Source organism: Microcoleus anatoxicus (assembly GCF_042465725.1).
GTDB classification, from domain to species: Bacteria; Cyanobacteriota; Cyanobacteriia; order Cyanobacteriales; family Microcoleaceae; genus Microcoleus; species Microcoleus anatoxicus.
Genome location: NZ_CP120853.1, coordinates 381144 through 405968, shown reverse-complemented (window position 1 = coordinate 405968; position 24825 = coordinate 381144). Strand labels below are relative to the sequence as shown.

At 44.3% G+C, this 24825-nt stretch carries 21 protein-coding genes; 9 read left to right on the top strand and 12 right to left on the bottom strand.

Annotated elements, in window-relative coordinates:
• Window positions 1–108 precede the first annotated feature (108 nt).
• Window positions 109–378: a hypothetical protein gene (locus tag P2A85_RS01795; RefSeq protein ID WP_377477212.1), complete on the bottom strand. Its 270-nt coding sequence runs from the start codon at window positions 376–378 to the stop codon at window positions 109–111.
• A gap of 138 nt (window positions 379–516) precedes the next feature.
• Between P2A85_RS01795 and thrC the strand changes: the two genes are divergently transcribed.
• Window positions 517–1641 carry a threonine synthase gene (thrC, locus tag P2A85_RS01790; protein WP_377481228.1) on the top strand — a complete coding sequence of 375 codons (1125 nt, stop codon included), beginning with the start codon at window positions 517–519 and terminating at the stop codon, window positions 1639–1641.
• A gap of 262 nt (window positions 1642–1903) precedes the next feature.
• Here thrC and P2A85_RS01785 read toward each other — a convergent pair whose 3' ends face one another.
• A complete protein-coding gene (locus P2A85_RS01785) occupies window positions 1904–5182 on the bottom strand; it encodes a tetratricopeptide repeat protein (protein ID WP_377477211.1) in 3279 nt (1092 codons plus the stop codon).
• 233 nt (window positions 5183–5415) lie between these two features.
• The gene (locus P2A85_RS01780; RefSeq protein ID WP_377477210.1) at window positions 5416–6318 is read right to left on the bottom strand and encodes a DUF4384 domain-containing protein; all 903 of its coding nucleotides are present in this window, start codon (window positions 6316–6318) and stop codon (window positions 5416–5418) included.
• Window positions 6319–6847: 529 nt separating this feature from the next.
• Here P2A85_RS01780 and P2A85_RS01775 point away from each other — a divergent pair.
• From P2A85_RS01775 to P2A85_RS01765, 3 genes are all read left to right on the top strand, one after another.
• On the top strand, window positions 6848–8134 hold the full coding sequence (locus tag P2A85_RS01775) for a DUF4407 domain-containing protein (protein WP_377477209.1): 1287 nt from the start codon (window positions 6848–6850) through the stop codon (window positions 8132–8134).
• A gap of 191 nt (window positions 8135–8325) precedes the next feature.
• Window positions 8326–8880 carry a hypothetical protein gene (locus tag P2A85_RS01770; protein ID WP_377477208.1) on the top strand — a complete coding sequence of 185 codons (555 nt, stop codon included), beginning with the start codon at window positions 8326–8328 and terminating at the stop codon, window positions 8878–8880.
• Between the two features lie 5 nt (window positions 8881–8885).
• On the top strand, window positions 8886–9104 hold the full coding sequence (locus tag P2A85_RS01765) for a hypothetical protein (RefSeq protein ID WP_377477207.1): 219 nt from the start codon (window positions 8886–8888) through the stop codon (window positions 9102–9104).
• A 131-nt stretch (window positions 9105–9235) separates the two neighbouring features.
• Here the strand turns inward: P2A85_RS01765 and P2A85_RS01760 are convergent, their stop codons facing one another.
• Entirely contained in the window at window positions 9236–9850 is a 615-nt protein-coding gene (locus P2A85_RS01760) for a hypothetical protein (RefSeq protein WP_377477206.1), read from the bottom strand.
• 126 nt (window positions 9851–9976) lie between these two features.
• Between P2A85_RS01760 and P2A85_RS01755 the strand changes: the two genes are divergently transcribed.
• Window positions 9977–10993, top strand: coding sequence for a YihY/virulence factor BrkB family protein (locus P2A85_RS01755; RefSeq protein ID WP_377477205.1), 1017 nt, complete (start codon window positions 9977–9979; stop codon window positions 10991–10993).
• A gap of 129 nt (window positions 10994–11122) precedes the next feature.
• On the opposite strand, the gene P2A85_RS01750 is transcribed toward P2A85_RS01755, so the two are convergent.
• Window positions 11123–11311: a hypothetical protein gene (locus tag P2A85_RS01750; RefSeq protein WP_340517244.1), complete on the bottom strand. Its 189-nt coding sequence runs from the start codon at window positions 11309–11311 to the stop codon at window positions 11123–11125.
• Here P2A85_RS01750 and P2A85_RS01745 point away from each other — a divergent pair.
• Window positions 11310–11972: a hypothetical protein gene (locus tag P2A85_RS01745; protein WP_377477204.1), complete on the top strand. Its 663-nt coding sequence runs from the start codon at window positions 11310–11312 to the stop codon at window positions 11970–11972. The genes P2A85_RS01750 and P2A85_RS01745 overlap by 2 nt on opposite strands.
• 175 nt (window positions 11973–12147) lie before the next feature.
• Here P2A85_RS01745 and P2A85_RS01740 read toward each other — a convergent pair whose 3' ends face one another.
• From P2A85_RS01740 to P2A85_RS01730, 3 genes are all read right to left on the bottom strand, one after another.
• Entirely contained in the window at window positions 12148–12840 is a 693-nt protein-coding gene (locus tag P2A85_RS01740; protein WP_377477203.1) for an MAE_28990/MAE_18760 family HEPN-like nuclease, read from the bottom strand.
• A gap of 112 nt (window positions 12841–12952) precedes the next feature.
• A complete protein-coding gene (locus tag P2A85_RS01735) occupies window positions 12953–13486 on the bottom strand; it encodes a DUF262 domain-containing protein (RefSeq protein WP_096829279.1) in 534 nt (177 codons plus the stop codon).
• A gap of 203 nt (window positions 13487–13689) precedes the next feature.
• Window positions 13690–13923 (bottom strand): hypothetical protein, encoded by a 234-nt coding sequence (locus P2A85_RS01730; RefSeq protein ID WP_377477202.1) that lies wholly within the window; start codon window positions 13921–13923, stop codon window positions 13690–13692.
• Window positions 13924–14128: 205 nt separating this feature from the next.
• Here P2A85_RS01730 and P2A85_RS01725 point away from each other — a divergent pair, with 205 nt between their 5' ends.
• Together P2A85_RS01725 and P2A85_RS01720 are read left to right on the top strand one after the other, a co-directional pair.
• Window positions 14129–14314 carry a hypothetical protein gene (locus P2A85_RS01725; protein WP_371115637.1) on the top strand — a complete coding sequence of 62 codons (186 nt, stop codon included), beginning with the start codon at window positions 14129–14131 and terminating at the stop codon, window positions 14312–14314.
• 26 nt (window positions 14315–14340) lie between these two features.
• On the top strand, window positions 14341–14544 hold the full coding sequence (locus tag P2A85_RS01720; protein ID WP_377477201.1) for a hypothetical protein: 204 nt from the start codon (window positions 14341–14343) through the stop codon (window positions 14542–14544).
• Between the two features lie 220 nt (window positions 14545–14764).
• On the opposite strand, the gene clpB is transcribed toward P2A85_RS01720, so the two are convergent.
• The 4 genes from clpB to polA form a co-directional block, all read right to left on the bottom strand.
• Complete coding sequence (gene clpB, locus P2A85_RS01715; protein WP_377477200.1) at window positions 14765–17380, bottom strand: ATP-dependent chaperone ClpB; 2616 nt, start codon at window positions 17378–17380, stop codon at window positions 14765–14767.
• Window positions 17381–17597: 217 nt separating this feature from the next.
• Window positions 17598–19316 (bottom strand): ATP-binding protein, encoded by a 1719-nt coding sequence (locus tag P2A85_RS01710; RefSeq protein WP_377477199.1) that lies wholly within the window; start codon window positions 19314–19316, stop codon window positions 17598–17600.
• A 320-nt stretch (window positions 19317–19636) separates the two neighbouring features.
• Window positions 19637–20203 (bottom strand): thermonuclease family protein, encoded by a 567-nt coding sequence (locus P2A85_RS01705; RefSeq protein WP_377477198.1) that lies wholly within the window; start codon window positions 20201–20203, stop codon window positions 19637–19639.
• An 8-nt stretch (window positions 20204–20211) separates the two neighbouring features.
• A complete protein-coding gene (gene polA, locus P2A85_RS01700; RefSeq protein ID WP_377477197.1) occupies window positions 20212–23349 on the bottom strand; it encodes a DNA polymerase I in 3138 nt (1045 codons plus the stop codon).
• A gap of 108 nt (window positions 23350–23457) precedes the next feature.
• On the opposite strand from polA, the gene P2A85_RS01695 reads away from it, so the two are divergent.
• Window positions 23458–24807: a DnaJ domain-containing protein gene (locus P2A85_RS01695; protein ID WP_377477196.1), complete on the top strand. Its 1350-nt coding sequence runs from the start codon at window positions 23458–23460 to the stop codon at window positions 24805–24807.
• Window positions 24808–24825: the final 18 nt, after the last annotated feature.

The following is a 24825-nucleotide window of genomic DNA, read 5'->3' as shown; positions in this document are numbered from 1 at the left end:
CTAGCCGCAGATTAATTGGCTAGCGCTTTTGGTTAAAAAAACACTGCGGTCAACAAAACTTTACTTTTTATACCACAGGGGCGGCACAATTAGCACGAGTTGCCACGGCTAATTGTTGTTGCTACGGGCAGAATTTTGGCCGATCGCAACTTGAGAACCAGCAACAGAGCGTTGCTGTTTGAGGGTTTGCACTTGTAGCAGCAAGGATTCGATTTCTGCTTGCAGGTGCAAAAATTTAACTTGGTGGTCGGCTTGGTACGGAGACTTAACAGACTCTACTTTGCGGGTAAAACCGGTCGGTAGGGTAGAAGAACTAGCCATTTCGGGATTGCTAGCCGTGATTTGAGGCCGAGAAAGAGTGGAGGAATTATTTGACATTAGTAATTGGGTAGACATATCTACACATTCACACCATTAAGTAACTTTAACCTGAACCGATCGTATTAAACATCAAATTAACCGATCGAGCTAAAATTGGTGTAAATTCCTTGGCCATTGCCTAAAACCATTGACATCGTGACCCTGATTCTACCTGTAACTGACTCTACTCATAACCCTGCTGCCCGCGCAGCCATGCCGAAACACTACGGCTGGCCGGGCTTGATCGAAGCTTATCGCCCCTACCTGCCGGTGACTGCAACCACGCCGGTAGTGACACTCCAAGAAGGCAATACTCCCTTAATTCCAGCACCTGCGATCGCCGCTCTCATCGGTAGAGACGTGCGCGTCCTGGTCAAATACGACGGCCTCAACCCCACTGGTAGTTTCAAAGACCGGGGGATGACAATGGCGATTTCCAAGGCCAAGGAAGCTGGTGCTGAGGCGGTAATTTGCGCCAGTACGGGCAATACTTCGGCAGCAGCGGCCGCCTACGCCCGACGTGGGGGGATGCGCGCTTTCGTGTTGATTCCCGAAGGTTACGTGGCTTTGGGCAAGTTGGCCCAAGCTTTGCTGTACGGTGCGGAAGTGATTTCGATTCAAGGAAATTTCGATCGGGCTTTAGAAATTGTCCGCGAAATGGCCGTCAACTACCCCGTGACATTGGTAAATTCGGTGAATCCTTACCGATTGGAAGGCCAGAAAACGGGAGCTTTTGAAGTCGTGGATGCTTTGGGCGATGCCCCCGACTGGCTGTGCATTCCCGTCGGAAATGCGGGAAATATCACAGCATACTGGATGGGTTTTTGTCAATACCATCAAGCTAAAAAATGTTCGCGCTTACCAAAGATGATGGGATTTCAGGCGGCGGGGGCTGCGCCTTTGGTGACGGGAAAGCCGGTGTCGCACCCGGAAACTCTGGCTACGGCGATTCGGATTGGGAACCCGGCTAGCTGGACACAGGCTGTTGCCGCTTCCGAAGCCAGTCGCGGCAGTTTTTCCGCTGTTACGGATGAGGAAATTCTGGACGCTTACCGTTTGCTAGCATCCCAGGAAGGGATTTTCTGCGAACCAGCGAGTGCAGCTTCTGTGGCCGGTTTGCTGAAGGTAAAAGACCAAGTTCCGACGGGAGCGACGGTGGTTTGTGTGCTGACTGGTAACGGTTTGAAAGACCCGGATACGGCGATTAATCACAGCAAGAACAACTTTAAACAAGGGATTGCTCCGAGTTTGGATGCGGTAGCTGGGGCGATGGGATTTTAAGAAGTTATATCAAGATCCCTCGGCGGTTGAAACCGCGTCTACACAAACGAAGTCCGCCTACGCGGACTAAGAAATAAGACAGGCAAGATGCCTGTTCTACTGTTAGTTAAAATCTTTTGTGGGGCGGACTGAAATTACTCAAAGTCCCCCTTCTTAAGGGGGATTTAGGGGGATCTAGACTCAGCAACAAGCGACATTTCTGATGATTTTCAGTCTGAAGTTGACACCAATAGCCGAATATCCCGCCCCTAAACGCGACATTCTACATTTCCCCCTGAGAAATCCATGCACCCCAAAAATAAGGATGAGATAACAATTGATAATCGGGGTTAGCCTTAATAAACTCCTCTGAGATAACTTTTTTCTCTTCGATAAACTGAGCGAGAATATCACAACCCAGAGGAAATTGTCGTAACTCCCCAATCGTAATTGTGCGAATATAAGATTGAGCCTTTAATAAAGCTTCTCGCTTACCTAAACCCCGCTCAACATCACTTAAAAACCGATCCATCAACAACATAGAAACGCGGGTAGGAACTTCCCACAAACTCATAATTAAAGCCTTACATCCCGCCACCGCAAAGGCACGCCGCAGCCCAAAAACTCCCTCTCCTAATTGTACATCTCCCAAGCCAGTTTGACAAGCAATTAAAATCGTTACTTCATTTTCCCATAAATCAATCCCGGCCACATCCTGAGCTAATAATAATCCTTTCCCGGCATCCTCTGGTAATTTTTTTCCTTGTCGCGAATTGTTGGCCCCGGCAAAGGCTAAACCCCCACGAATCATGGCATTATTAGCCGGGGAAACGGCAAACCGATCTAAGGGGTTTTCGGTGTTGAGTGCAAGAGATATTTTATATTGTTCTGAGACTTTCTGGACAAAGTTTCTTAACCATTCAGCGAGATTTTCTTTCCCTTGTGTGGCAAAAGTTACCGCTTGATTTTCCATTGCCATCAGTAATTGGGGATTGACTAAATCTCGATTTTTTGCTAAGAGGTTTTCTGCTTCTTCTTCTGAATCACATTTGAGCAATTCTTGGGTTAAGCGAATATAGGGACTTTCTGGTTCAAAATAGCCATGCGTGGCAATTAATAAAATTCGCGGACAGGCTGTTTGAGAGAACAGGGTTTCTACGGCTTTATCGCCTAAATATAGATTTCGGATGGCTAATTTTTCCGCGATGCTTTTGGCTAGGGTTTCTGTTTCGGGAAGGGGGTCAAATTCTTTGGAGGATAGGCTCTTAAAAACAGGTTTTGTGCTGTGTGAGTTAGCACCAGATTGAGATAAACCTTCTGTTTTGGGTTTGATCGAAGGGGGTTGAGGATAGTCAAAATTAGGATTGGCAATAATTAAGGATTCTGAGGCTTTACGGTCTGTCTCCAGTTTCCATCTTAATACATCTTTGCCACTACTGAGATAACTGATTTGATAATGATCCCTTAATAACTGTTTGCCGGTTTCATCCACAGGCAAAACGCCAAAGGGAATCAGGCTTAATTGGGAATCTGGGGCGATAAAAATGTTTTGGTAAGGTTGCAGAATTGAAAGGAGAGGAGTAAAGACTTTTTCGCGTAGGGCGTTGGGATATTGGGGGTTATATTGATAAGCATTTAATCGCACTTCTAGTGCTTCACCCTTTTTTTTCGATCCTCCCGTTGCCCCCATTGTTTCAGAAGGTGGGGGATTGTTTTCTAAGGATAAAACTTGACGTACCTTATCAATTAAATCATCAATGGGTTGGGCTTCTCCTAATGAAATCATCTGCACTGCATCGGGATTTTCGGCGGGTAAAATAAACGCCCAATATTCCGCAGATTTCCAGTTTTTACCTTTGGCGGCTGTAAAATCATAGCGATCGAACCGCACATATTCTACTAATACCGCATTTGCGGGTAATTCCAATGCAACTGCCCGACGATCTACGGTTTGATCTTGCAGTTGAATTTCAGGAACTTGGGTGGCGAGTTCCTTTTCTAATTGTTGACATTGTTGTTCTAATTGGGCAATATCTTTTTGATATTCTCCTAAACGAGTGCGATAAACTTCTATGGGTTTTTCTGGATCGGGAAGGGGAGGGTTATTGGTGCGGTGAAACAGTTGTTGTTGCAAGGAACGGAGGCGATTAAACAGGGGTTTGAGGTGGGAATAGCGTTGACTGTGGATGGCAAAGTTAAACGCGGCTAATGCCGCTGCTGTCATAGATTTGCGTTTGAGAACGACATCTAAGGCTTTTTGGACTTGTTCGGGAGAGTTGGAGAAATCTTGAGAAACGAAGGAGAGGAAAGCATCAAACTCGTATCTAGTATTTTTAATCGATTGCAATCGCTCTTTTTCTGAACTAAAGGCAAAATTACGCTGAATCAAGCGAGTTTTCATTTCAATCGCTTGTTGCATTTTATCAAATGCCTCTTGGGGTCGGTTTGTAGCAACTAAGAATGATCCCAAGTTATTGAGACTGAGTGCCACATCAGGATGATCGCCTTTAAATAGGCGTTTTCTCATCTCTAATGCCTGTTGATGGAGACGTTCAGCTTCTTCACTGTAGCGTCCTTGGGAGTCGTAGAGTAATCCCAAGTTATCGAGACTACCTGCTACATTAGGATGGTCGCCTTTAAATAGGCGTTTTGTCATCTCTAATGCCTGTTTATTGAAGGGTTCAGCTTCACTATAGCGTCCTTGGGAGTGGTAGAGTAATCCCAAGTTATTGAGACTGGTTGCTACATCAAGATGGTCAGTAAATAGGCGTTGTCTCATCTCCAATGACTGTTGATGGAGAGGTTCAGCTTCAGCGTAGCGTCCTTGGGATTTGTAGAGTAATCCCAAGTTATTCAGACTGAGTGCCACATCAGGATGGTCGCCTTCAAATAGGCGTTGCCACATCTCTAATGCCTGTTTATGGAGAGGTTCAGCTTCAGCGTAGCGTCCTTGGGAACAGTAGAGTGAGCCCAAGTTATTCAGACTGAGTGCCACATCAGGATGGTCGCCTTCAAATAGGCGTTTTCTCATCTCTAATGCCTGTTGATGGAGAGGTTCAGCTTCACTGTAGCGTCCTTGGGAAGAGTAGAGTGCTGCCAAGTTATTGAGACTACCTGCTACATCAGCATGGTCGTCTGTAAATAGGAGTCGGTACATCTCTAATGCCTGTTTGTAGCGAGGTTCAGCTTCACTGTAGCGTCCTTGGGAGTAGTAGAGTAATCCCAAGTTATTCAGACTCAGTGCCACACCCTGATCGCCATTAAATAGGAGTTGGTACATCTCTAGTGCTTGTTTGTAGAGAGGTTCAGCTTCATCGTAGTGTCCTTGGGAACAGTAGAGTAATCCCAAGTTATTCAGACTGGTTGCCACATCAACATGGTCGCCTGGGTGAATGGATTGAGCTAAGATTAATGCTTGTTTAGCAACGAGTATCGCTTCATTAAATTTGCCTTTTTTATAAAGCTGATTAACTTGTTGACTAAGCGTTAACCACTCCATTTGTTGCGTAAATTCATTCCAACCCTGACTTAAACCCTTAGCCAATTGATTAAAAAAATCCATTTTATTTTTCCTTGATTATTGATAAAAAGGGGGTTTATGCTATTCTCTACAAACGTCAACAAGACTTACCCACATCGAGGCGAGAAACCGGGTTTATTCATAGATATCTAGTTGAGAATCTTCGATTTTTCATAGAAACCCGGTTTCTTTGCGTAGTCTTGCCCAAAAAACCAGCTTTTTGCAGAATTATCGGCAGAGAAACCCAGTCTATTGTGCAAAAGCCGATATCTGTATTACCCCTGAGAGGCAACAACCAAATATTGCGTATATAACACTTCAGCGTTCGTTTGACCATTCACATAGTCCAAAATTCCCGCTAAATGCTCTGGATTGACTTCTAACGCTTCCTTGCGACTATCTTCCAACCACTGAAAAGGCGGTAATTCAGGAGTAATCACAGCAAGCAGTTGTTCCCATCCTAGCTCATCGGAGCCAAAAGATTCATACTCCGAGTCAGGAAGGGGTAACTTCGTCTCTTTCCCTGCATGGTAGGAGGAACGGGCAAATTCCGAAGGACACAAACAAATAATCGTGCCGTTAGGTTCCCGTTCAAATAACATTAAATGTCCGCTTTGGGGAGAAATCACCCGATAAGTTAAATCGCTATTAGCCGGGAATTGTTGACGTTTAATGTTCCGTCGTGCGCCCATATCTGCTAATTGCGGTTCCCATTTTTCCACAATTAACTCAGATTGCTTTTCTTTATCTGTCGTGGGCTGGGAATTTTCAGCTTTTGTTTTTAATTCGTTCCAACATTCCTCGATAGTGCGCGGTTTAATTAAACCCTGTTCTTTTGCCCATTGTGCAAACATTTCCTCCCGCAACCAGTAGCGGCAATTTTTCCACCGATCCGCGCCTTTACTGGGTGGACATCCCATTTCTTCCAGTTCTTCCAGTTTATCACAAATAGAAGCTAAGGTTTGCCGAAAAATTTGACCCGCATTAGCTTCATTATCTTCATCGACTAATTTTTTTTTGTACTTCTGTGCTAAAGGTTCATGCAAGTAACCATCATGATCCTTGATAAAACGGCTCCGAAAAACCAGGTCTTTTTTTGCAGAAAATTTAAAGCGATTAACCATCGCATCAATAAAATCTCCTTCATACTCATCATACAATTGCGTTAACGTTTTCATGGTTTTGAACTCCTTTTGATCTACCTATGAACTGTAGGGGCGGGTTCCGCCAAAATCCCATATTCCCACCAATAACCTTGATAAACCCGCCCCCACCCCATCAAGAATCATTGAAATCGGGGCGGGTTTAGTTAATTTTGGGTTGGGTGACATAAATCTCGGAATGGGGCGGGTTTAGTCCAATCTGGGTTGGGTGACTGAAACCTCGGTGAACCCGCCCCTACCGCCGATAAACTTGTTATCTTTTTTATAGCACTACCTTCTTTTAAAATCTAGTTTTTTTACAAAAATCGACAAAATTAGACATCGACAAAAAACTACATTTACAGACACTAACTTTCTAACTTATCAAGTATATCTATTAGTACATCGTATTTAGAAGAATATCCTTTAAGGAAAAAAGACAATGGAAAAACTTGACGACAAAACTCGACGTTTATAGATAAATAGTAGAACTCAAACCTGTCAAAATATACCTATTAGTACATGGTATTCAGAATCAAGACTATTCCTTAAGGAGAAAAAGACAATGCAACGACTTTTCTGGTGGTGTGCGGGTGTCGATGCGGACTTATTAGAAGATTGCCGTTACCAAAAAGAGAAGCATAAATATACTGCGATTGGGGCTTCAGTTCTCTTAACCACAGCCTGTGCGGTATTGTCGGGTGGCTATGCCTTTTATACAATCTTCAAAAACCCAACTCAAGCCATACTTTTAGGGCTATTCTGGGGATTGTTCGTTTTCAATATGGATCGCTTAATTATCATCACGACCCATAAAGAAGAAACAATCAGTCTGCAACAAATTGGGATGGGGGCAACTCGGATTATGGTTGCTCTTTTAATAGCAGTTGTTGTGGCTAAACCCTTAGAATTGAAAATCTTTGAAAAGCCCATTTTAGCTTACCTCGCTCAAGAGAATGCTAAAATTGCCCTAGAAATCAAAAAAGACCTGAATGAAGGAATGCCAGAGATTGTCGAATTAGAAGCGAAAAATCAAAGCTTGGAAACCGAAATCTCAGACAAAGAAAAAAATCGAGATTTATTGTGCAATGAATCCATTAAAGAAGCCGAAGGAATTAGCGGCACAGGCAAACAAGGAAAAGGCCCAGTTTATGCCGAAAAACGATCCATTTGCCTCAAGCAAGAAGCAGAATTAAAAGCCTTGCGGAGCAAAATAGAACCCCAATTAGCGCAAAATCGGCAGCGTATTAGCCAACTGCAAGCCCAAAAAGACCAGCAGTTTGAGACCGTAAAAAGCGCCAGAGAAAGAGCCGATGACATGATCACTCAGCTAAACGTTCTGGAAAAAATAGCGAAAAATAATCCAGCTATAGCCCATGCAAGTCACGCGATCTCTTTGCTGTTTATTATCATAGATACGGCCCCGATTTTCGCCAAATTGCTCGCCAAACGAGGCCCCTACGATGCGATGCTAGAGGAACGGGAGGAAGAAGAAAATTTGAGGGTAGAAGGAGAGCGAAAATATTTCCCAAATAAACTCGATGAGGAACAAAAACTGGAGAGCGCTTTTTACAAGGATAGCATCGAAGCCGCCTATAAGAGTCCAGAAATGGAAACAGTCAAAAATGAACTGTCTCAAAAGATTGTCAACCGCACCCGCGAAAAATACAAAGTGGGCAGAAAAAAGCGCAGTTTCATTGATTTCTTGTCTTCTTGTTTGGGCAATATGTTTGATTTCTTTTCAAAAAAAAAGAGCGGCAGTTTTGGACAGAAGTCCACAACAAACTCGCCACAGTCAGTCAAGAAATTCAAAATATCAAGGCCCAAAGCCTCCGGTTCCAGTGTAAAGTAAATTCCTTTATTGCTGAAGCCACAACCAAGCTCGAAGAGTACATGAATCGTCTGTTATGACTCCAAAACCCCGGTTTATTAACAACCGGGTTTTCACTTCCAAGGCTTTGCACAAAAAACGATATTTGCCGACGGGCAAAACATCAATGATTCGATAGGGTATAAATATCAACTTGATCTGAGGATAAATTCATGTCTAGTATTGAAAAAAGAAAACCGATGGAGTTAGTTAAGCAACAACAAGAATTAGAAGTAGTTGCGTCCCCAATTGTGCGGATGACGGATCAAGCACAGGTAGCTATTGACTCCGTGATGGCCAAACGCGAAGGATTCTTGCAGCGGTTTTTCCCAGATGCTGCCACTCGTGCGGTTATTCGTGGGGAATTAGCATTAATTAAAGATGAATTTGAGTTTCGCAAACGCGCCTTAGCAAAAGTGCGGGAAACCCAGATTCAATCGCTGACTGAACATTGCAACCAGTATTTAGTGCGCGAGAAAGCTGCTATTCGCAGTGAAACAGCCGCGTTTTTATTGGAAAAAAAAATGGATCTAGAAAACAAAATTAATTCTCTCTTTGAGGAATTTATTGCCCGGATGGAAGTGCAAATGGCTCAAGCTGAATTGATTGCGAACCCCACCTTAAAACGGGTGCGTCAAGCCCAATTGGAAAAGTCAGTGGAAGACTTTTTTGATCTACAATCCCGTTTAGTTGACCAATTCCAAAAGATTATTTCCGAGGGAGTGTAAATTCAATGGAAGAAAAAATACGGGAGTTAGAAAATCAGCTAAAGTTCCTCAAAGAGGAATTGATTGCACAGATGGAAATGAAAATGGCTCAAGCAGAAATGATTCAAAACCCGAAATTGAAAAGGATTCGTAAAGCTCATTTGGCTAAGTCATTTCAAGATTTGGCGGATTTGCACGCACGTTTAGTTGAGCAATTTCAACGGATTATCTCTGAGGGAGTGTAGAAAATGTAGGGGCGAACAGTGAAATAAACTCGCCCCTACCCCATGTAGGCTTTCAGAAACTCGGTTTATCGCCAAAACCGGGTTTCTCTGTTTTCATTAATAATTTTACGATCGCAAGAAATCAGAGGTGACTACTCCCCAAAAGGTGGTAGCTGAAGTAACTGATTTTTAGAAGGGGGAAGTTGAGCGGGATTGTGGCGAATTTCGATCGCACTTTCTCCCGAATTTCCAGTGGTAACAGGTACTATCTCCAAAGAATATACTGTCTCTGTCTTTACAGCAGCAGGAGTTTTGGCTTTCGTGAGCAAGTCAACCGCATCTCCGAGGGCGCTAGTTAAATTTTTGCTAGTTTCAGCGTGGCGGGCTTCTTCTTGCTTTAGGGCTTGAGTCAATTGTTTGATTTGTTCGATCGCCCGATCGCGCTCTTCCATTACCACAACCAACTTAGCCTTAAGTTCGCCAACAGTTTGCAATTGTTCAACTTCTTGCTGGCGAGCACTTCCAGTTTCTTCGCCTTCCGACACAATGGGGGAGAAAGTTTGGAGTTGCTGTATTTGTGCTTCCAAATTGGCGATCGTTTGCTGAGTTAATTTAGCATCATTCCGCCGCTGTTCCGCTTCGGTATTATAGAGTTGACGCCACTGGGCTGCACTTTCACCAGCCTCATCGCGATCGCGCGAAACTTCTGTTAACTGCTGTTGCAGCCGCTTAATTTCATCTAACCACTGTCTGACATCCTGAACCATATTGATTTTAGATTTTAGATTTTAGATTTGGGATAGGGAATTGGGAATTGGCAATTGCGAATTAATAGTGGCTTAATTAATTAACGACTTGTGTTACCTCATCTTTCGCCCCGTTTCCTGTGCGCTATGAACATTTATTACTGGCTGCGCTACCTGATTTTAGCTTTGTTTCGGGTGCTTTGGAAGCTGCTGAGAGCTATCAAACAGAAATTTAGTCACTTTTGGCTATTTTGTCGGTGTTTGACGTGGCGCACGCTCAAGGAAGTGTGCGTGAAGGCAGGAGAGCAGCGGTTGCCGGGGCTATCGGCAGAAATGGCCTACAATTCTATGCTAGCGCTGTTTCCGGGGCTGTTGGCTGTGTTATCGGCGATCGCCATTTTTGAACCTTTGCAATCAACACTTTATCAAATCGCCGGTCTTTTAGGCGAAGTCATACCCGATGAAGTCCGAAATTTGATTCGGAGTTCCCTCAAAGAAATCCTTTTATATCGCAACCAACAACTATTTTCTCTGAGTTTTGTAGCATCCTTGTGGGCTTTTTCTGGAGTAATGAGCGCCGCAATGGCTGCACTCGATCGCATCCATGAAATTCCGCCCGATCGAACTCGGTCTTTTTTGAAAGCCAAACTTATTGCTTTGGCGCTAAGTATCGGCACAATTATACTATTAATTATGGCATCGGGAGCAGTATTTGTCAGCGATTTAATTGTACAAGCTATTGCCCGCCAGAGTTGTCTGCTGGAGTCCGTTGCTAATTGCAATTTAAAAGAGTTTAAAAGTTGCCTGCTCCCCGCCACAAGTTGCCCTTTAGAGTCGGAACTGTTAGCTATTTGGGGGCTGTGGCGCTGGCCTAGTTCTTTGGGAATTGTATCAGTTGCCTTTGCCTTTGTTTACCGCTACGGGCCCAGCCGACACCAACGAGACATTCCTATTTTTTCGGGCGCTGTTTTTGCCGCTATTTTGTGGGCGTTGATTTCAGCTTTGTTTCGGTTTTATGTTTTGCATTTGGGCAATTACAGTTGGACTTACGGGACGATCGGCACTTTTATTGTTTTGCTGTTGTGGCTAGATCTTTGTTGTTTGGTAATGCTGATCGGAGCGCAATTGAATGTGACTGTTGGAAAGGCTATGAAACTCAAATAATGGGGAATGGGGAATGGGGAATGGGGAATGGGGAATGGGGAATGGGTTGTTGTCAGTAGTTATTTGTGATTTGCGACCAATAACCAATAACCAATAATCAATAACTGTTATTACTTACCGGATACCAAATTACCTACGCAGTAGAGTGGTGAGGATACCCGCGACAAAAGACAGCAAAATCAGTATCCAAATCACCACACCCGGAATGAATGTCAAGAGGCCAACGCCTCTGAGAATCCAAACTAACAAGGTGATGCCCAATATAGCCCAAAATATGCGGGTAGATAGTCGCATTTGAAATCTAGGAGAATTAGTCATGTTGAATATTAAAGTTTTGTCTGGATCGATGATAGCTGTTTTGTTGGCGATCGGCTCTTATTTGGGAGCAATGTCAAATCCCGGTGTCGCTGTGGCGCGTGTGGGTACCAATGCGCAGCCAAAAGTGGCTAATGCTGCTCAAAAAGCTGCTTCTGCAAGTGTAGCAATTAGCGATCGCACAATGGGAGCGGCCCAGGTGGGGATGACTTTCGGACAACTGAAAAAGACTTTGGGTGCGACGGCGCAGTTTAAGGTTCAGTCTCCTTTTATGGTTGACTTTGATGCTGTGGCCCTCAGCCAGTCGGGAAAAGTGCAATATCGGATTATTTATGCTGCGGGTACTAAGCTGAAAGATACGGATGTCATTGAACTATTGATGACTGACAATCCCAATTATAAAACAGCTCAGGGCGTCGGGCCTGGAATGACTCTCAAACAAGCTGAGGCAATTTACGGCAAAGCTACTTTATCTTATAATGTGGATAATGAAATGAGAGAAAATGTGGTTTTTGCCAAGCAACCCACTAACAAAATTATGTTTGTACCCAAGGCTGAAGGGAAGCAATTTGCGGGAGTTTATGGCGCTGGTCAAGGGGGTTTTTATCAGACTAAGAAGTATCAGTCGAATGCTGTGATTAAGTCTGTGATGGTGCGGAAGTAACTCGGCGATTGAAATCGCGTCTACAAAAACAAAGTCACTCGGCGATTGAAATCGCGTCTACAAAAACAAAGTCACTCGGCGATTGAAATCGCGTCTACAAAAACAAAGTCACTCGGCGATTGAAATCGCGTCTACAAAAACAAAGTCCGCCTGCGCGGACTCAAGAAAATAGAAATTAAGGATTAACTGTGGGTAACTCCAAATACTCTTCATTGTCAAGATAATCTCTGATATTTTCCAGTATTTGCGTCAAATACTCTACGACTTCTTCCTTAATTTCTAATAGTTCCTCAATAGCCTGATCGTGACCCAATTCCTCGAAAGACTTAATCCCATGCGCCAAATCATTCCTGTTCCTTTTAACAACTACAAGATTTTGCCCATTCTTTGTCTTAGTAAAGTCTGTTTGATATGAAAAACCATAGTTTTCGGCTATTTCTTTAATTAACCTAGCATCCACATTTCCTGAAAATAGTTCTTCACGCTCAAATGTAGCTGTGATGATATCTGTAGAAATTTGGTTGATTGTTAAATGAATTTTCTTAGGAGAACGATTTTTAAGATTTTGGAGGACAATCATTTTGATTTTTGGTTTGAGATCGTCAAAAGAGATTGCTTTATTTTTTAACTCATCGAATATGGCTTCAATCGCATTTCGCATAGTGGATTCAACTAAATTATATAGTAACAAGAAAATATTAGATTTGAGAGTTTTTGCTAACTCAGGATTGAGGCTTTGTATTTTGTATGTGCCAACAGAATCGAATACAGCTAACTTCATTGTTTGTTTTTCCAAGCTCTCCACAAAAATAAAGTAATCATGCACCTCTTTAGTGCGTGTATTAAAGTCGAAGAGTACAGTTTCCATGATTATCCTAGCAGTCGATCGTAGACCTATTCAATACACACAATAGTTTTTGGATTTCTCAAAGTAATAACAAGAGATTTTGTGGAGTCTTTCAAATGTATTTGCTTTGCTATTAAAAAGATTGTATCCGTTCAAATAAATCTCTTCGGAATTCCTGATTTGGAGTTTTTATTAGTTCGATCACCCGAAGTGTAGTTCGGTTGAAGTTCCTCTGACGAGGAAGGAGTAAATCAGCAAACTTAAATCCATTTAAATGTTCTAATTTTTCTAGTCCACTTAAGGTTAATTCGTTGTTGACAAATCTGGTTAGAGTAAGAATTCGTTCTGCACCATCTACCATCTCTAAACGTGATTCATCATTTTCACGATCGCCGATGTCGGCAACGAATAGATAAGGTATTGGCAGCCCCAAGATTACAGACTCGATAAACTTTGATTGCCTGGCTTCATCCCAAGTCATTTCACGTTGGTAATCTGGAATAAACAACTTATTAGTATCATCGTCAATTCCTTCCATATATTTTTGAACCAGTATTTCGAGTGGATACTGTTTTGTATCGTAATTAATTTGGTGCCGCTTGTCCCGAATTTCCATTTCAGCAGCATTTCTGTCTTGAAGCGTAATTTGTTCTAGTTTCGATCGCATATTTTTAACTAACGGGTGAGTGTTGTGAATACGATAATTTTACCACAGCCCAGGGTGGATAAAGTCCTGTTCGGAGAATTTTAGTCTTGAGGCCAGCCAGTGTAAATTATGATTTGGCTAAGATGATGCGGTCGATCGCACTTACTAACAAAAAGTGCGATCGCCAATGTTTAGTTAACTGAAACCGCCTCAAAAATTACCATTTATAACCCGCTGGCGAGGGAATTGGCAGAGCGGCCCAACGCCGATAAACGGTTGCTGTCCCCGCTTAAATCGAACACAACCTCAAACTTAACGTGAGGTATAGTTTGACGCAAAAACTGAAAATGCCCGTCTGCATCGGAACGGCTGCGGAAGCGGGCAACAATTATCCATTGATGAGAGGGTAACAAACGGGCGATCGCCCAACAGCACAAGCGGTCTTTATATGTCAACATAGAACTCGTCTCCATTGATATTTTTGGAGCCAGAGCCAGCCCGGAACCTTCCACAGTAAGGGGCTGGCTTCTGACGTTTTAAGGCCTGAGCCTTATATACACTAATAGCATAGTTTGATGTTAAAAACATCAAATGACACAAAGATATATCTAATGACGTTAGAGTGTAAAATTTAAGACAATAGAAGTAAAATCATGCCAGCCAATGCCTTCACGTATGCGAGTAACAGTTACACTGCCAGAAGACGTTCATCAAGCCCTGTCCGAATGGGCCCAACAGGAAGATAGAACACTCGCAAACCTGCTCTCCCATGTGGCAGCTAAAGCAGTCAGAGAGCGCCAAGAGCGCCAAGAACAGAAAAAGGACGAATCAGAAGGCGATCGCCCTTAAGCGATGGCCACAGCGTAAGATGGACTGTGTTGAGAAGTTTTGTAGTGCAACCAATGGCTTCACGGGGACGAGTTACCGCATACCTACCAGAAGAGATTCAAAAAGCTCTCGAAGAATGGACAGAAGAAGACAGCAGATCCGTTAGCAGTTTGGCAACGTACCTGCTGACGAAATCTGTTCGAGAGCGCCAAGAGTTGAAAAAAGATAAATCAGAAAGCGATCGCCCTTAAGCGATGCCCCATCCCTTGTGGCGCGGGCTTCCCGCCCGCCATTTATATCAATTCCGGTTGTATCGGAATGATTTAACCGCGAAGGCGCGAAGGACGCGAAGGAAGAGAAGAGAGAGTTTAATACAGGACGATGAAGACAGGATTTTATATTACCTGCTGTTAAAAAAAGAACGATCGCTCCTCAAAAAAATAAGGTGAGCCTCAGCCCACCTTACTAAGATTATTTAACTGTCACCAACTCGGCCGGCAACCTTTTAAACGCCAACCTTTCATTCTCGATATCCACAAAAATCGTATCCCCATCAACAAAATCTCCCCGCAAAATACCCTTCGCCATTTGCGTTTCCAATTCCCGCTGAATTCCCCGCTTCAAAGGCCGCGCACCATACACCGGGTCATAGCCTATTTCTGCTAAGAAATCAAGAGCAGATTCCGACAATTTTAGAGACATTTTGCGATCGGCCAAACGTTTTTCCAACCGCTTCACTTGCAATAGCACAATCTGCCGCAATTGGGCCTTAGTTAAACTGTGGAAAATAATCATCTCATCAATCCGGTTCAAGAATTCCGGGCGGAAAGTTCCCCGCATCGCTTCCATCACCCGACTCCGCATTTGTTCCTCATCTCCCGCCACATCTAAAATGTATTGAGAGCCTACATTCGATGTCATAATAATCACAGAATTCTTGAAATCTACTGTGTGACCTTGAGCGTCGGTAACGCGGCCGTCGTCGAGAATTTGCAGCATGATATTGAATACATCCGGGTGCGCTTTCTCGATTTCATCAAATAGAATCACCGAGTAAGGACGGCGGCGCACAGCCTCAGTTAATTGTCCACCTTCATCGTAGCCGACGTATCCCGGAGGCGCACCAATCAACCGCGAAACTGCGTGTTTTTCCATGTATTCCGACATATCAATTCGCACGATCGCCTCTTCTGTATCAAACAGATAAGACGCTAAGGCTTTGGCTAATTCGGTTTTGCCCACACCCGTGGGGCCGAGGAAGATAAAACTAGCAACCGGACGATTTGGATCGGCTAAACCTGCCCGCGATCGCACAATTGCATCTGCAACCGCCGTCACCGCTTCATCCTGCCCAATCACCCGCTTGTGCAGTTCATCTTCCAATTGTAAAAGTTTCTGCATTTCCGATTCAACTAACTTGCTAATCGGAATTCCCGTCCACTTAGAAATAATCTCGGCAATATCAGATTCGGTGACTTCTTCCCGCAGCAGAGTTTTACCTGTAATTTGACTTGCTGTCAGTTTACTTTCAGCTTCTTCCAGTTGTTTTTGCAACTCGGTTAATTTGCTATATTTCAACTCAGCAGCGCGGTTAAGATCGTATTTTAACTCAGCTTGTTGAATTTCAATATTCACCTTGTCAATCTGTTCTTTAATCTTTTGAATGCTGTCGATGACACCTTTTTCCGATTGCCATTGCGCGTTCAAACCGCTTTGTTGTTCCTTGAGATTTGCTAAGTCTTTTTCTAGTCTTTCTAAACGGTCGATCGATGCAGCATTGCTTTCTTTTTGCAGCGACAGTCTTTCCATTTCTAGCTGCAAAACCTTGCGATCGATTTCGTCTAGTTCTTCCGGCTTGGAAGTAATCTCCATTTTGAGTTTAGCCGCCGCTTCGTCCATTAAATCAATGGCTTTGTCAGGGAGGAAGCGATCGCTAATATATCGAGTTGACAAAGTAGCCGCCGCCACTAACGCATTGTCGGAAATTTTAACGCCGTGATGCACTTCGTAGCGTTCCTTCAAACCCCGCAAAATTGAGATAGTATCTTCAACTGTTGGTTGGTCAACATAAACCTGTTGAAAACGGCGTTCTAGGGCTGCATCTTTTTCCAGATACTTGCGGTATTCGTCGAGAGTTGTAGCGCCGATACAGCGCAATTCTCCCCTCGCCAACATCGGTTTCAATAAGTTGCCTGCATCCATTGATCCTTGTGTAGCACCGGCACCGACAACGGTGTGAATTTCATCGATAAATAAGATGACTTTCCCGTTGCTATCCATCACTTCTTTGAGGACTGCTTTCAAGCGTTCTTCAAATTCTCCTCGGAATTTGGCACCGGCAATTAATGCGCCCATATCTAAGCTGATTAATTGTCTGTCTTTGAGAGATTGTGGCACATCTCCGGTGATAATTCGCTGGGCGAGTCCTTCGGCGATCGCAGTTTTTCCTACTCCCGGTTCTCCGATTAATACGGGGTTGTTTTTGGTGCGACGGCTCAATATTTGAATCGTGCGGCGGATTTCGTCATCTCGTCCGATGACTGGATCGAGTTTGCCTTGACGCGCTGCTTCTGTCAAGTCTCGGCCGTATTTTTCCAGCGCTTCGTATTTGCCTTCTGGATTTTGATCGGTCACTTTGTTGTTTCCTCGGACTTGGGTAATTATTTCTTTGAGTTTGGCTTCATCTAGTTTAAATTCTTGTAACAGATTTTTGCCAAAGCGATCGTCTTTGACGTATCCTAGTATCAGGTGTTCGACGGAAATAAATTCATCACCGTAGTCTTTTCGATAAGTTTCGGCGCGATCGAGTAAAGAGTCGAGAGAACGGCCGAGATAAACATTGTTGGTGCTTCCAGAGATTTTCGGCTGGCGGCTGATAAACTCATCGGTGCGATCGCGCAATTTTGCTAATGTTACGCCTGCTTTGTTAAATAAGCTGATAGCAAGTCCCGATTCTTGTTCCAGCAAAGCCTTCATCAAGTGTTCGCTTTCTAGCTGCTGCTGCTGGGCTGCTTTGACGAGTTCGGGGGTGCGACTGAGGGCTTCCCAGGCTTTTTCGGTAAATTGGTTTGGATTATTCGGTTGCATAAATTTTAATTCCCTGAATTTTAAAAGAGCGATATTGTAAAGGCTAATGCTCGATCGCCGTATAATTGTCATTTTAGGGAGTTAGTGGCGATCGGGCGATCGGTATTCCGCTATCTGAAGATAGGATTTCCGTCCTTTTTCGCAGTCGATCGCAGATAATGTTGGGATTACTCAATAATTAATTCGTGTATCCGTGTCAAAATCACTGTTTTTGGCTTCATAATTGCATAGTCACCCGTTCTGGGAGGCTGACAGTAAAAGTTGAACCTTTACCATCCTGGCTTTCGACACTAATTTCGCCACCGAGAATTTGACACAAACGTTGACTAATTGTCAAGCCCAAACCAGTCCCTCCATACTTGCGAGTAGTTGAAGCATCGGCTTGAATAAAAGGCTTAAATATCTGCTGTAATTGATCCTCGGTCATCCCTATGCCAGTGTCGGTGACTCGAAAGACTAAAACTTGAGCAGTATAGTATGAATTAGAGACAGAATCTTCCTTATTTTTATTCCTTTTTGTCGGTCGGAGTTTTTCAATTTTCATTCTTTCTACCCCAATGGTAATCACACCTTTTTCGGTGAATTTGGCGGCGTTGCTGAGCAAGTTGAGCAGAATTTGCCGCACTTTGGGCTGGTCTGCGTACATTGTACCTAGTTCACCTTGGGTTTTTAGTGCTAAAGCATTGCCTTTTTTTTCTACTAATGGTTGAGCCGTGGTCATCACTTCTTCAATCATTGTTGCTACATCGAAGTTTTCTAAATAAAGGGTGACGTGACCGGCTTCAATTTTGGAAATATCCAGGATATCGCTAATCATATCCAGCAGGTGTTTGCCTGCTGTTTGAATTTTTTGTAAGTCGGGCAGAAAGTCTTCTGAACCAGAATCTTGAGCATCTTCTTGGAGCATTTCGCTGTAGTTGATGATGGCGTTGAGGGGGGTACGCAGTTCGTGGCTCATGTTGGCGAGAAATGCACTTTTGGAGCGGTTGGCTGCTTCGGCTGCTATTTTTGCTTCCTGCAAGTCTTCTGTATATTCTGCTACTCGTTGAATGAGTTCGTTGAGGGAAATTGCTAGCAGTCCTACTTCGTCGGCGTTGGTGACTGGCGCTTGTAGGTCAAAGTTCGATTCTTCGGTAACTCGCTGAGCGATGAGGGTGGTGGCTTCTAGGGGGCCGGCGATCGCACGGCTGGTGTATGCTGCTAACATGGCTGCGATCGCTGCTGATATTCCTAGAGAACAGATGAGAATTAGAGTTCCCAGTTTTTCAGCTTGGTCATAGGTTCTAAATACCTCGTCTGCTTTGTCGCGAAAAGTACCCGCTAGTTGGGCGGAATCCTGGGAAAATTTTTCCAGTTTAAAAGCGCTGTCGCCTGTGGCAAAATTATGCCACTTGCGCTCGAACACCTGCTGCTGTTTGGGATTCAAAGCAGATAATTTCTCATTCCCCAATAGTTTCTGGACTTGTTGGAAGTAAGTTTCTACTACTTTATTGTTGGCTGTAGCGAACTCTTGAATTTTTTGATAATCTTGGACTACGCCGTGATTTGAAGTCTGCGGGAGGCTTTGCAGTTGTTCTAGTTGTGCGCTCATCTGAGCCACGCGACTGAGAAAGTCCGAGCGTTCGCGATCGAAAATTTGCGGTTTTTTCGTCAGACTCACCAGCCACAACTGGTGAATTCTGACTTCCTGGGCGATATTATTAAGGTTGGTCAAGATTTCAGCTTTGTCTCGCTCGATCGCCAGTTGTTCCCTAACCTGGTGTTTGCAATAGGATTCCACTACCCGTCCCGCCACCGCGCCCAACATTGCAATACTAATGACCAAGGCGTATCCGCAGCCGATTTTCTGCCTGATACCCAAGCGACTGAATAGATGCTTCAACCCTATTTGAGGAGGGTTCTGGAGTTGATTTTTCAAGATTAATGTTAAAGACATGGGCAATATACTCGTTACCCAGAAAGGCACTATCTAAATTGTAATTGATACCAGCCTGACCGTAAATAAGTTGTTAGTCGATCGACAAATTTCGTTATTTATGGGGTCCTTCCATAATTCCGCCACCTGCTCTACTTGACATTTGGCAAAATTCATGAGTGTTAACCGTGGACTGTTAACCAAAATCAGCCAGGTAAAAAGTCCCCGGAGTCAATGTAAAATCCCCCGCACCTGACGACGGGGGGAATATCTGAAAATTTGCAACTTTCCTCTACTGGCAAAGTCGAATAACAGTCAACAGTCAACAACAAATAACTAAATCATTTCTTACGAAAATCCCAAGCTGGCACAAACTTGGAATCTCCCCAAACACCGCGTCGATTTTTCTTAGCTTCGGCTTCGGCTTGTTCCAGAATACTTGCGCTGGGACAGTTTTTTAAGTAAGGACGATAAACCATGGCTAGTCCTTCGCTAGTCAAAACTTCTTGCACAAATGTGCCGTTTGGTAAGCGAACTTCGCTGATTTGGCGTCCGTAGCGATCGGTATCGGTGACAGTCAAAACCACTCGATCGCCTCCTTGTTTCACTAGCTGCTGAGTTCTTTGCTGCGCTAAATTTCCCCACTTAAATTGATTTTTTTGGGCTGCTGCTTTGCTATTCTTTTCAGCATTTGTGTGGGGAACTTCCGGTGCATCTACACAGGCAAAACGCACTTTGATATCTTTCCCAGCGCTATCGAGGGCGACAAGGGTATCGCCATCGCTGACTCGTTTGACAGCATAGTTATTCGCTGCTATTTTTTGGGGACACCCGAATAGTAAGAATACCATACTTAAGGTAATCAATCTTGTCATAGTTTGGGAAATTGTGATTTTTCTTGGACTCATCTCGGTTTTTATTTGGTTTCCATCCAATTTTTGCCCGCGTGGATGTCAACTATCAACGGTACACTCAGAGGTAGGGCATTTTCCATGGCATCTTTGATTTTTGGCTGCAATTCTTCCCATTCCTGGGGAGGTACTTCAAAGATTAATTCGTCGTGAACTTGCAGTAGCAATCGCGCCTGATAGTTTTGCAAAACTTGGTTGACTTCAATCATGGCAAGTTTAATGATATCAGCACTGGAGCCTTGGATGGGAGCGTTGGCTGCCGCCCGCAAAGATTGGGCGTCATCTCTACTGAGAGATTTAAGTCTATCGGGGTGGATGTCTTGGGGGTTAGTGCCTTTTAAGTCGCTGAGGCGATCGAAGTTTAAGTAGCGGCGGCGGCCGAGTATGGTGGAAACATAGCCAAGGGCGATCGCCTCTTTTTTGACTTTTTCCAAATATTCAAACACTTGACTATAACGCTGGTTAAATCGTTCAATAAACTTTTTACCATCTGCTGAGCTTTTGCCCATAGATTTGCCAAACTTAATCGCCCCCATCCCATAAATTACCCCGAAATTAATCGTTTTGCCAAACCGTCTTTCATCCGGCGTAACATCCTCTTTTTCAAATAATAATTGAGCGGTGACTGTATGCACATCTCGGTTATTTTGATAAGCTTCGATTAACACAGGTTCTTGACTCAAATGAGCTAAAATTCGCAGTTCAATTTGAGAATAGTCAGCCGACACCATCAGCCAACCTGATTCTGGTAAAAAAGCCTTGCGAATTTGTCGGGAAAATTCGGTACGGATGGGAATATTCTGTAAATTTGGATTGGAAGAAGAAAGCCTGCCCGTCCCGGTAGCAGTCTGGTTAAAATCTGTATGCACTCGCCCGGTATCCGCCCGCACTAACTGCGGCAAAGCATCCACATAGGTAGATTTCAATTTGGATAATGTTCGGTGTTCTAATAAATCATCTACAATCGGATGGTCTCCTTGGAGTTTGTCTAAAACAGCGGCATCGGTGGAATATCCTGTTTTGGTTTTGCGAGATTTTTTCTGAAACTCTTCGGGGATTTTTTCTAATAAGATTTCGCTTAGTTGTTTTGGGGAAGCTAAATTAAACTTTCTCCCCGCTGCTTGATAGGTGTTTTCTTCTAGTTTGGCTAATCTCTGTTCTAGTTGTTGTGAGAGTTCTTGCAGATAGGCTGAATTAATGCGAATGCCGCGATGTTCCATTTCTGCTAAAATTGGTTCTAAGGGCTGTTCGACATCGAGTAGTAACCGATGCAAAGACTTTGATGGGGGCCCAGAAACCGGGTTTTTTGACGAAAATACTTCGTTATGACCAGCAGATTCAGTAAAAAACCCGGTTTCTTCAGTCGGAGTGCGTAAGTCCTGTTCATCTAATTCTGCTCTCAGTTTATCTACTAATTGAAATGTGGTGTACACATCCATGCCGCAGTAGTCTGCTACTTCGGGAATGCTGATGTCAGCAATTGTTTTGTGTTTCGGGACTAATTCTTTGTAGCTTTTGGCGACAATTCCTAAGTATTTCCTGGATAATTCGCTGAGGCTGTGGCTGGTTTCGGGATTGAGTACATAACTGGCTAGCATGGTGTCGAAGATGACTCCTGTTAGTTTAATTCCCTGACAGCGGAAGATGAGGCGATCGAATTTAGCATTTTGCAGCGCTTTGGGATAATTTTCGCTTTCTAAAATCGGACGCAAAGTATTTAAAACTGTGGTTTTATCTAAGTTTTTGCCTGTTTTATGTCCGGTTGGGATATAGGCTAAATCTTGTTCGCCGGTTCCCCAACAACAGCCAATTCCTACTAACTCGGCGTCTCGTGGTTCTAAGGCGGTGGTTTCGGTATCCCAGGCCACTGGTGTTGTTTTGTCTGTACAGGTTTCTAGCAGTTTGACTAATTCATTTAACTGTTCTATGTTTTGAATTATCCGGGGTTTGATTGGTAATTTGTTTGCTTCCTGGGCTGTTGTTGTATCAGCATAACTCCAAAACCATAGGTCTTCTGAATTTTCAAGAGCTACAGGTAAGTTTTCTGTGGCACTGTCATTGGTATTTACAGTAACAGGCAAGTTTTCTGTGGCACTGTCATTGGTATTTACAGTAACAAGCAAGTTTTCTGTTCCACTGTTGGAGGAGACTCTTTCTTGGTTATTGCTGATTGCTTCTGCTTTCTCTTCTACACCGCCGAAACGTTGTTGAATTTGTTTGACTTTGCTTAAAAATGTCTTAAATTCTAATTTTTCTAGCATCGGTATCAATGCTGCTTCATCAAAACCTTTGAGCTGGCAATTTTCTAGTTCTACTTCTAAGGGAACGTCTTGGACGATGGTTGCCATGTGCTGAGAATGATAGGCTGCTGCTTTTCCTTCTTCTAACTTTTTCTTGGTTGCTCCTTTAATTTCGTCGATCGCTGCATAAATTCCGTCGAGGGTGTTGTAAGTGGTTAGGAGTTGGATGGCGGTTTTGTCGCCAATGCCTTTGACTCCGGGAATGTTGTCGGATTTGTCGCCGCAGAGGGCTTTGTAATCTATTACTTGTTCGGGCAATATGCCGAGTTTTTCTTGGACTTGTTCGGGACCGTATTCTTGGGATTTGCCTTTTCCCGATCGCCTTAATTCATCTGTGCTTAAGTATAAAACGCTGATTTTTTTAGCGGTGTCTACTAATTGAAATAAATCTCGATCGCCCGTGAGGATTTTGACATCATAACCGGAGGTGCTGGCTTTGTTGGCCAAAGTTCCTAAAACATCGTCGGCTTCGTAGCCGGGAGCGGTGATGGCTGGTAAGTTTAAATAGCCCAGGAGTTCTTGGAGGTTTTGCAAATCGGGGATAAAATCTTCTGGGGTTTCGGCGCGGCCGGCTTTGTAGGTTTCGTCGGCTTCGTGGCGAAAGGTGGGTGTGGCGGTGTCAAAGGCGATCGCCATGTATTCTGGTGCGATCGCCGCCATGACTTCCAACAGAGACTTGAGAAAGCCGAAACAGACGCTGGTGGGAATGCCGGTGCTAGTTCGCAAACCTCCATCTCGACTTTTGGCAAAGGCGAAGTAGGACCGAAAGGCCAGGGAGTGGCCGTCAACTAGGATGAAGGTGGGTGTTTTATTGGCGGACACTGGCACTGAGGGCGATCGCACGAAAGTATTTCCTCATTGTAGCGAGTTGTCGCCCCATCGTTCCTCAAGGACGAATCGATTTATTCCGAGTCAGTAATTCTCAAGTTCCACATCCCCAATCTAAAATTTATGGGCTGTGCAGTTTGCCTGAGAATAGTGGAAGATTTGAAGTACGATCGCACTTTTTCCAGATCGAAGTTTATGGCTGACATTGACCAATACTATGAAATCCTAGAAATTGAGCCTGGAGCCTCCTTAGAAGAAGTTAAGCAAGCTTACAGAGATTTGGCCTTTGTGTGGCATCCCGATCGCTTTGCCCACAACGATCGGCTGCAACAAAAAGCTCAACAAAGATTAGCAGACATTAATCAAGCTTACGAGCAATTGGTGTCGTTTCTGAGTCAGCCGGAATTAAAGGCGATCGAACCTGCGTTTCAGACAGCAACAACCCCTGCACCTGTACGTGAAAAACTCAACAGAAGGGGCTTTATCAAGCCAAAAACTAGGGCTAATTTCAAAAAAAGTCAAAATTCTCCAAAAGCTACCTCGAAAGGCCAGAAAGGATTTAAAGCTGAAAACCGTCAAAGGTTTCCAGGGCGACGTGGCAATCTCCACACTCCCAGCCAGGCCCAGGCTACCTCGAACCGGAAACAACAATTTTCGATTCCATATTCCAAACCGCGAAACTTTGTTACTCCCAGGCGACAATCTTCCAAATATTCTGGCTTTCCTTGGTGGCCGCTGGCGATCGCCTTTGCCAGTTATGCTTTGACTAGCTGGATTTTGACCAAATCTGTCGCCCCGCTGTGGATGTGGGCTTTAATCTGTGGTGCCGATGGGCTGTGGGCGGCGATTTTGGTGGCGGAGGGCTCGGTGACAGCGAGAGTTTGGTTGGCGGCTTTTGTTTTAGCTGGGGCGGTGGGGGGGTCGATCGCAGGTTTTCAGGCGGGAGGCGCAATCGCAGGGATGGTTTGGGCTCTGGTTGGGGCTGGCTTGGGGGCGATCGCCACTTCTGAGGCTGAGTCTAGGCTGGTGGCTGGTGTGTTGGCTGTGGCAGGAGTGGCGACAGTGACGGGATTGATGGCTGGAAGTGCTTCTGGGGATTGGATGAGGACGATGGCGGGGGGTATTTGTTGGGGGGTTGTGGGCTTGCTGTGTGGGCTGATGGGGGAAGTATCTGTTAATTCTGACAGCCCTAGGGGGCTTGTAGGTTTAATTGGCTTGGGAGTTGGGGCGATCGCGGGTGCGGTGGCGTTGACTGGTGCCGAGAATCTGGGTTTAGCTTTGGTACTGGCGGGTTCTAAGGCTGTCTATGGGGCTTGGGTGGCGATCGGGATTATTGCTGGAGTTGTGGCGAGGATGGTGGCCGCCGAAAGGTCGATCGTCTCCGGGAATGGCTTTTACACCTCTATTCTGTTAGTGGCTACTTCTGGTTTTGGACTGTGGTTGGGAAACTGGTTAGCCGAGCGAATTTTTTGAATTTTGGTTCGTAATCAG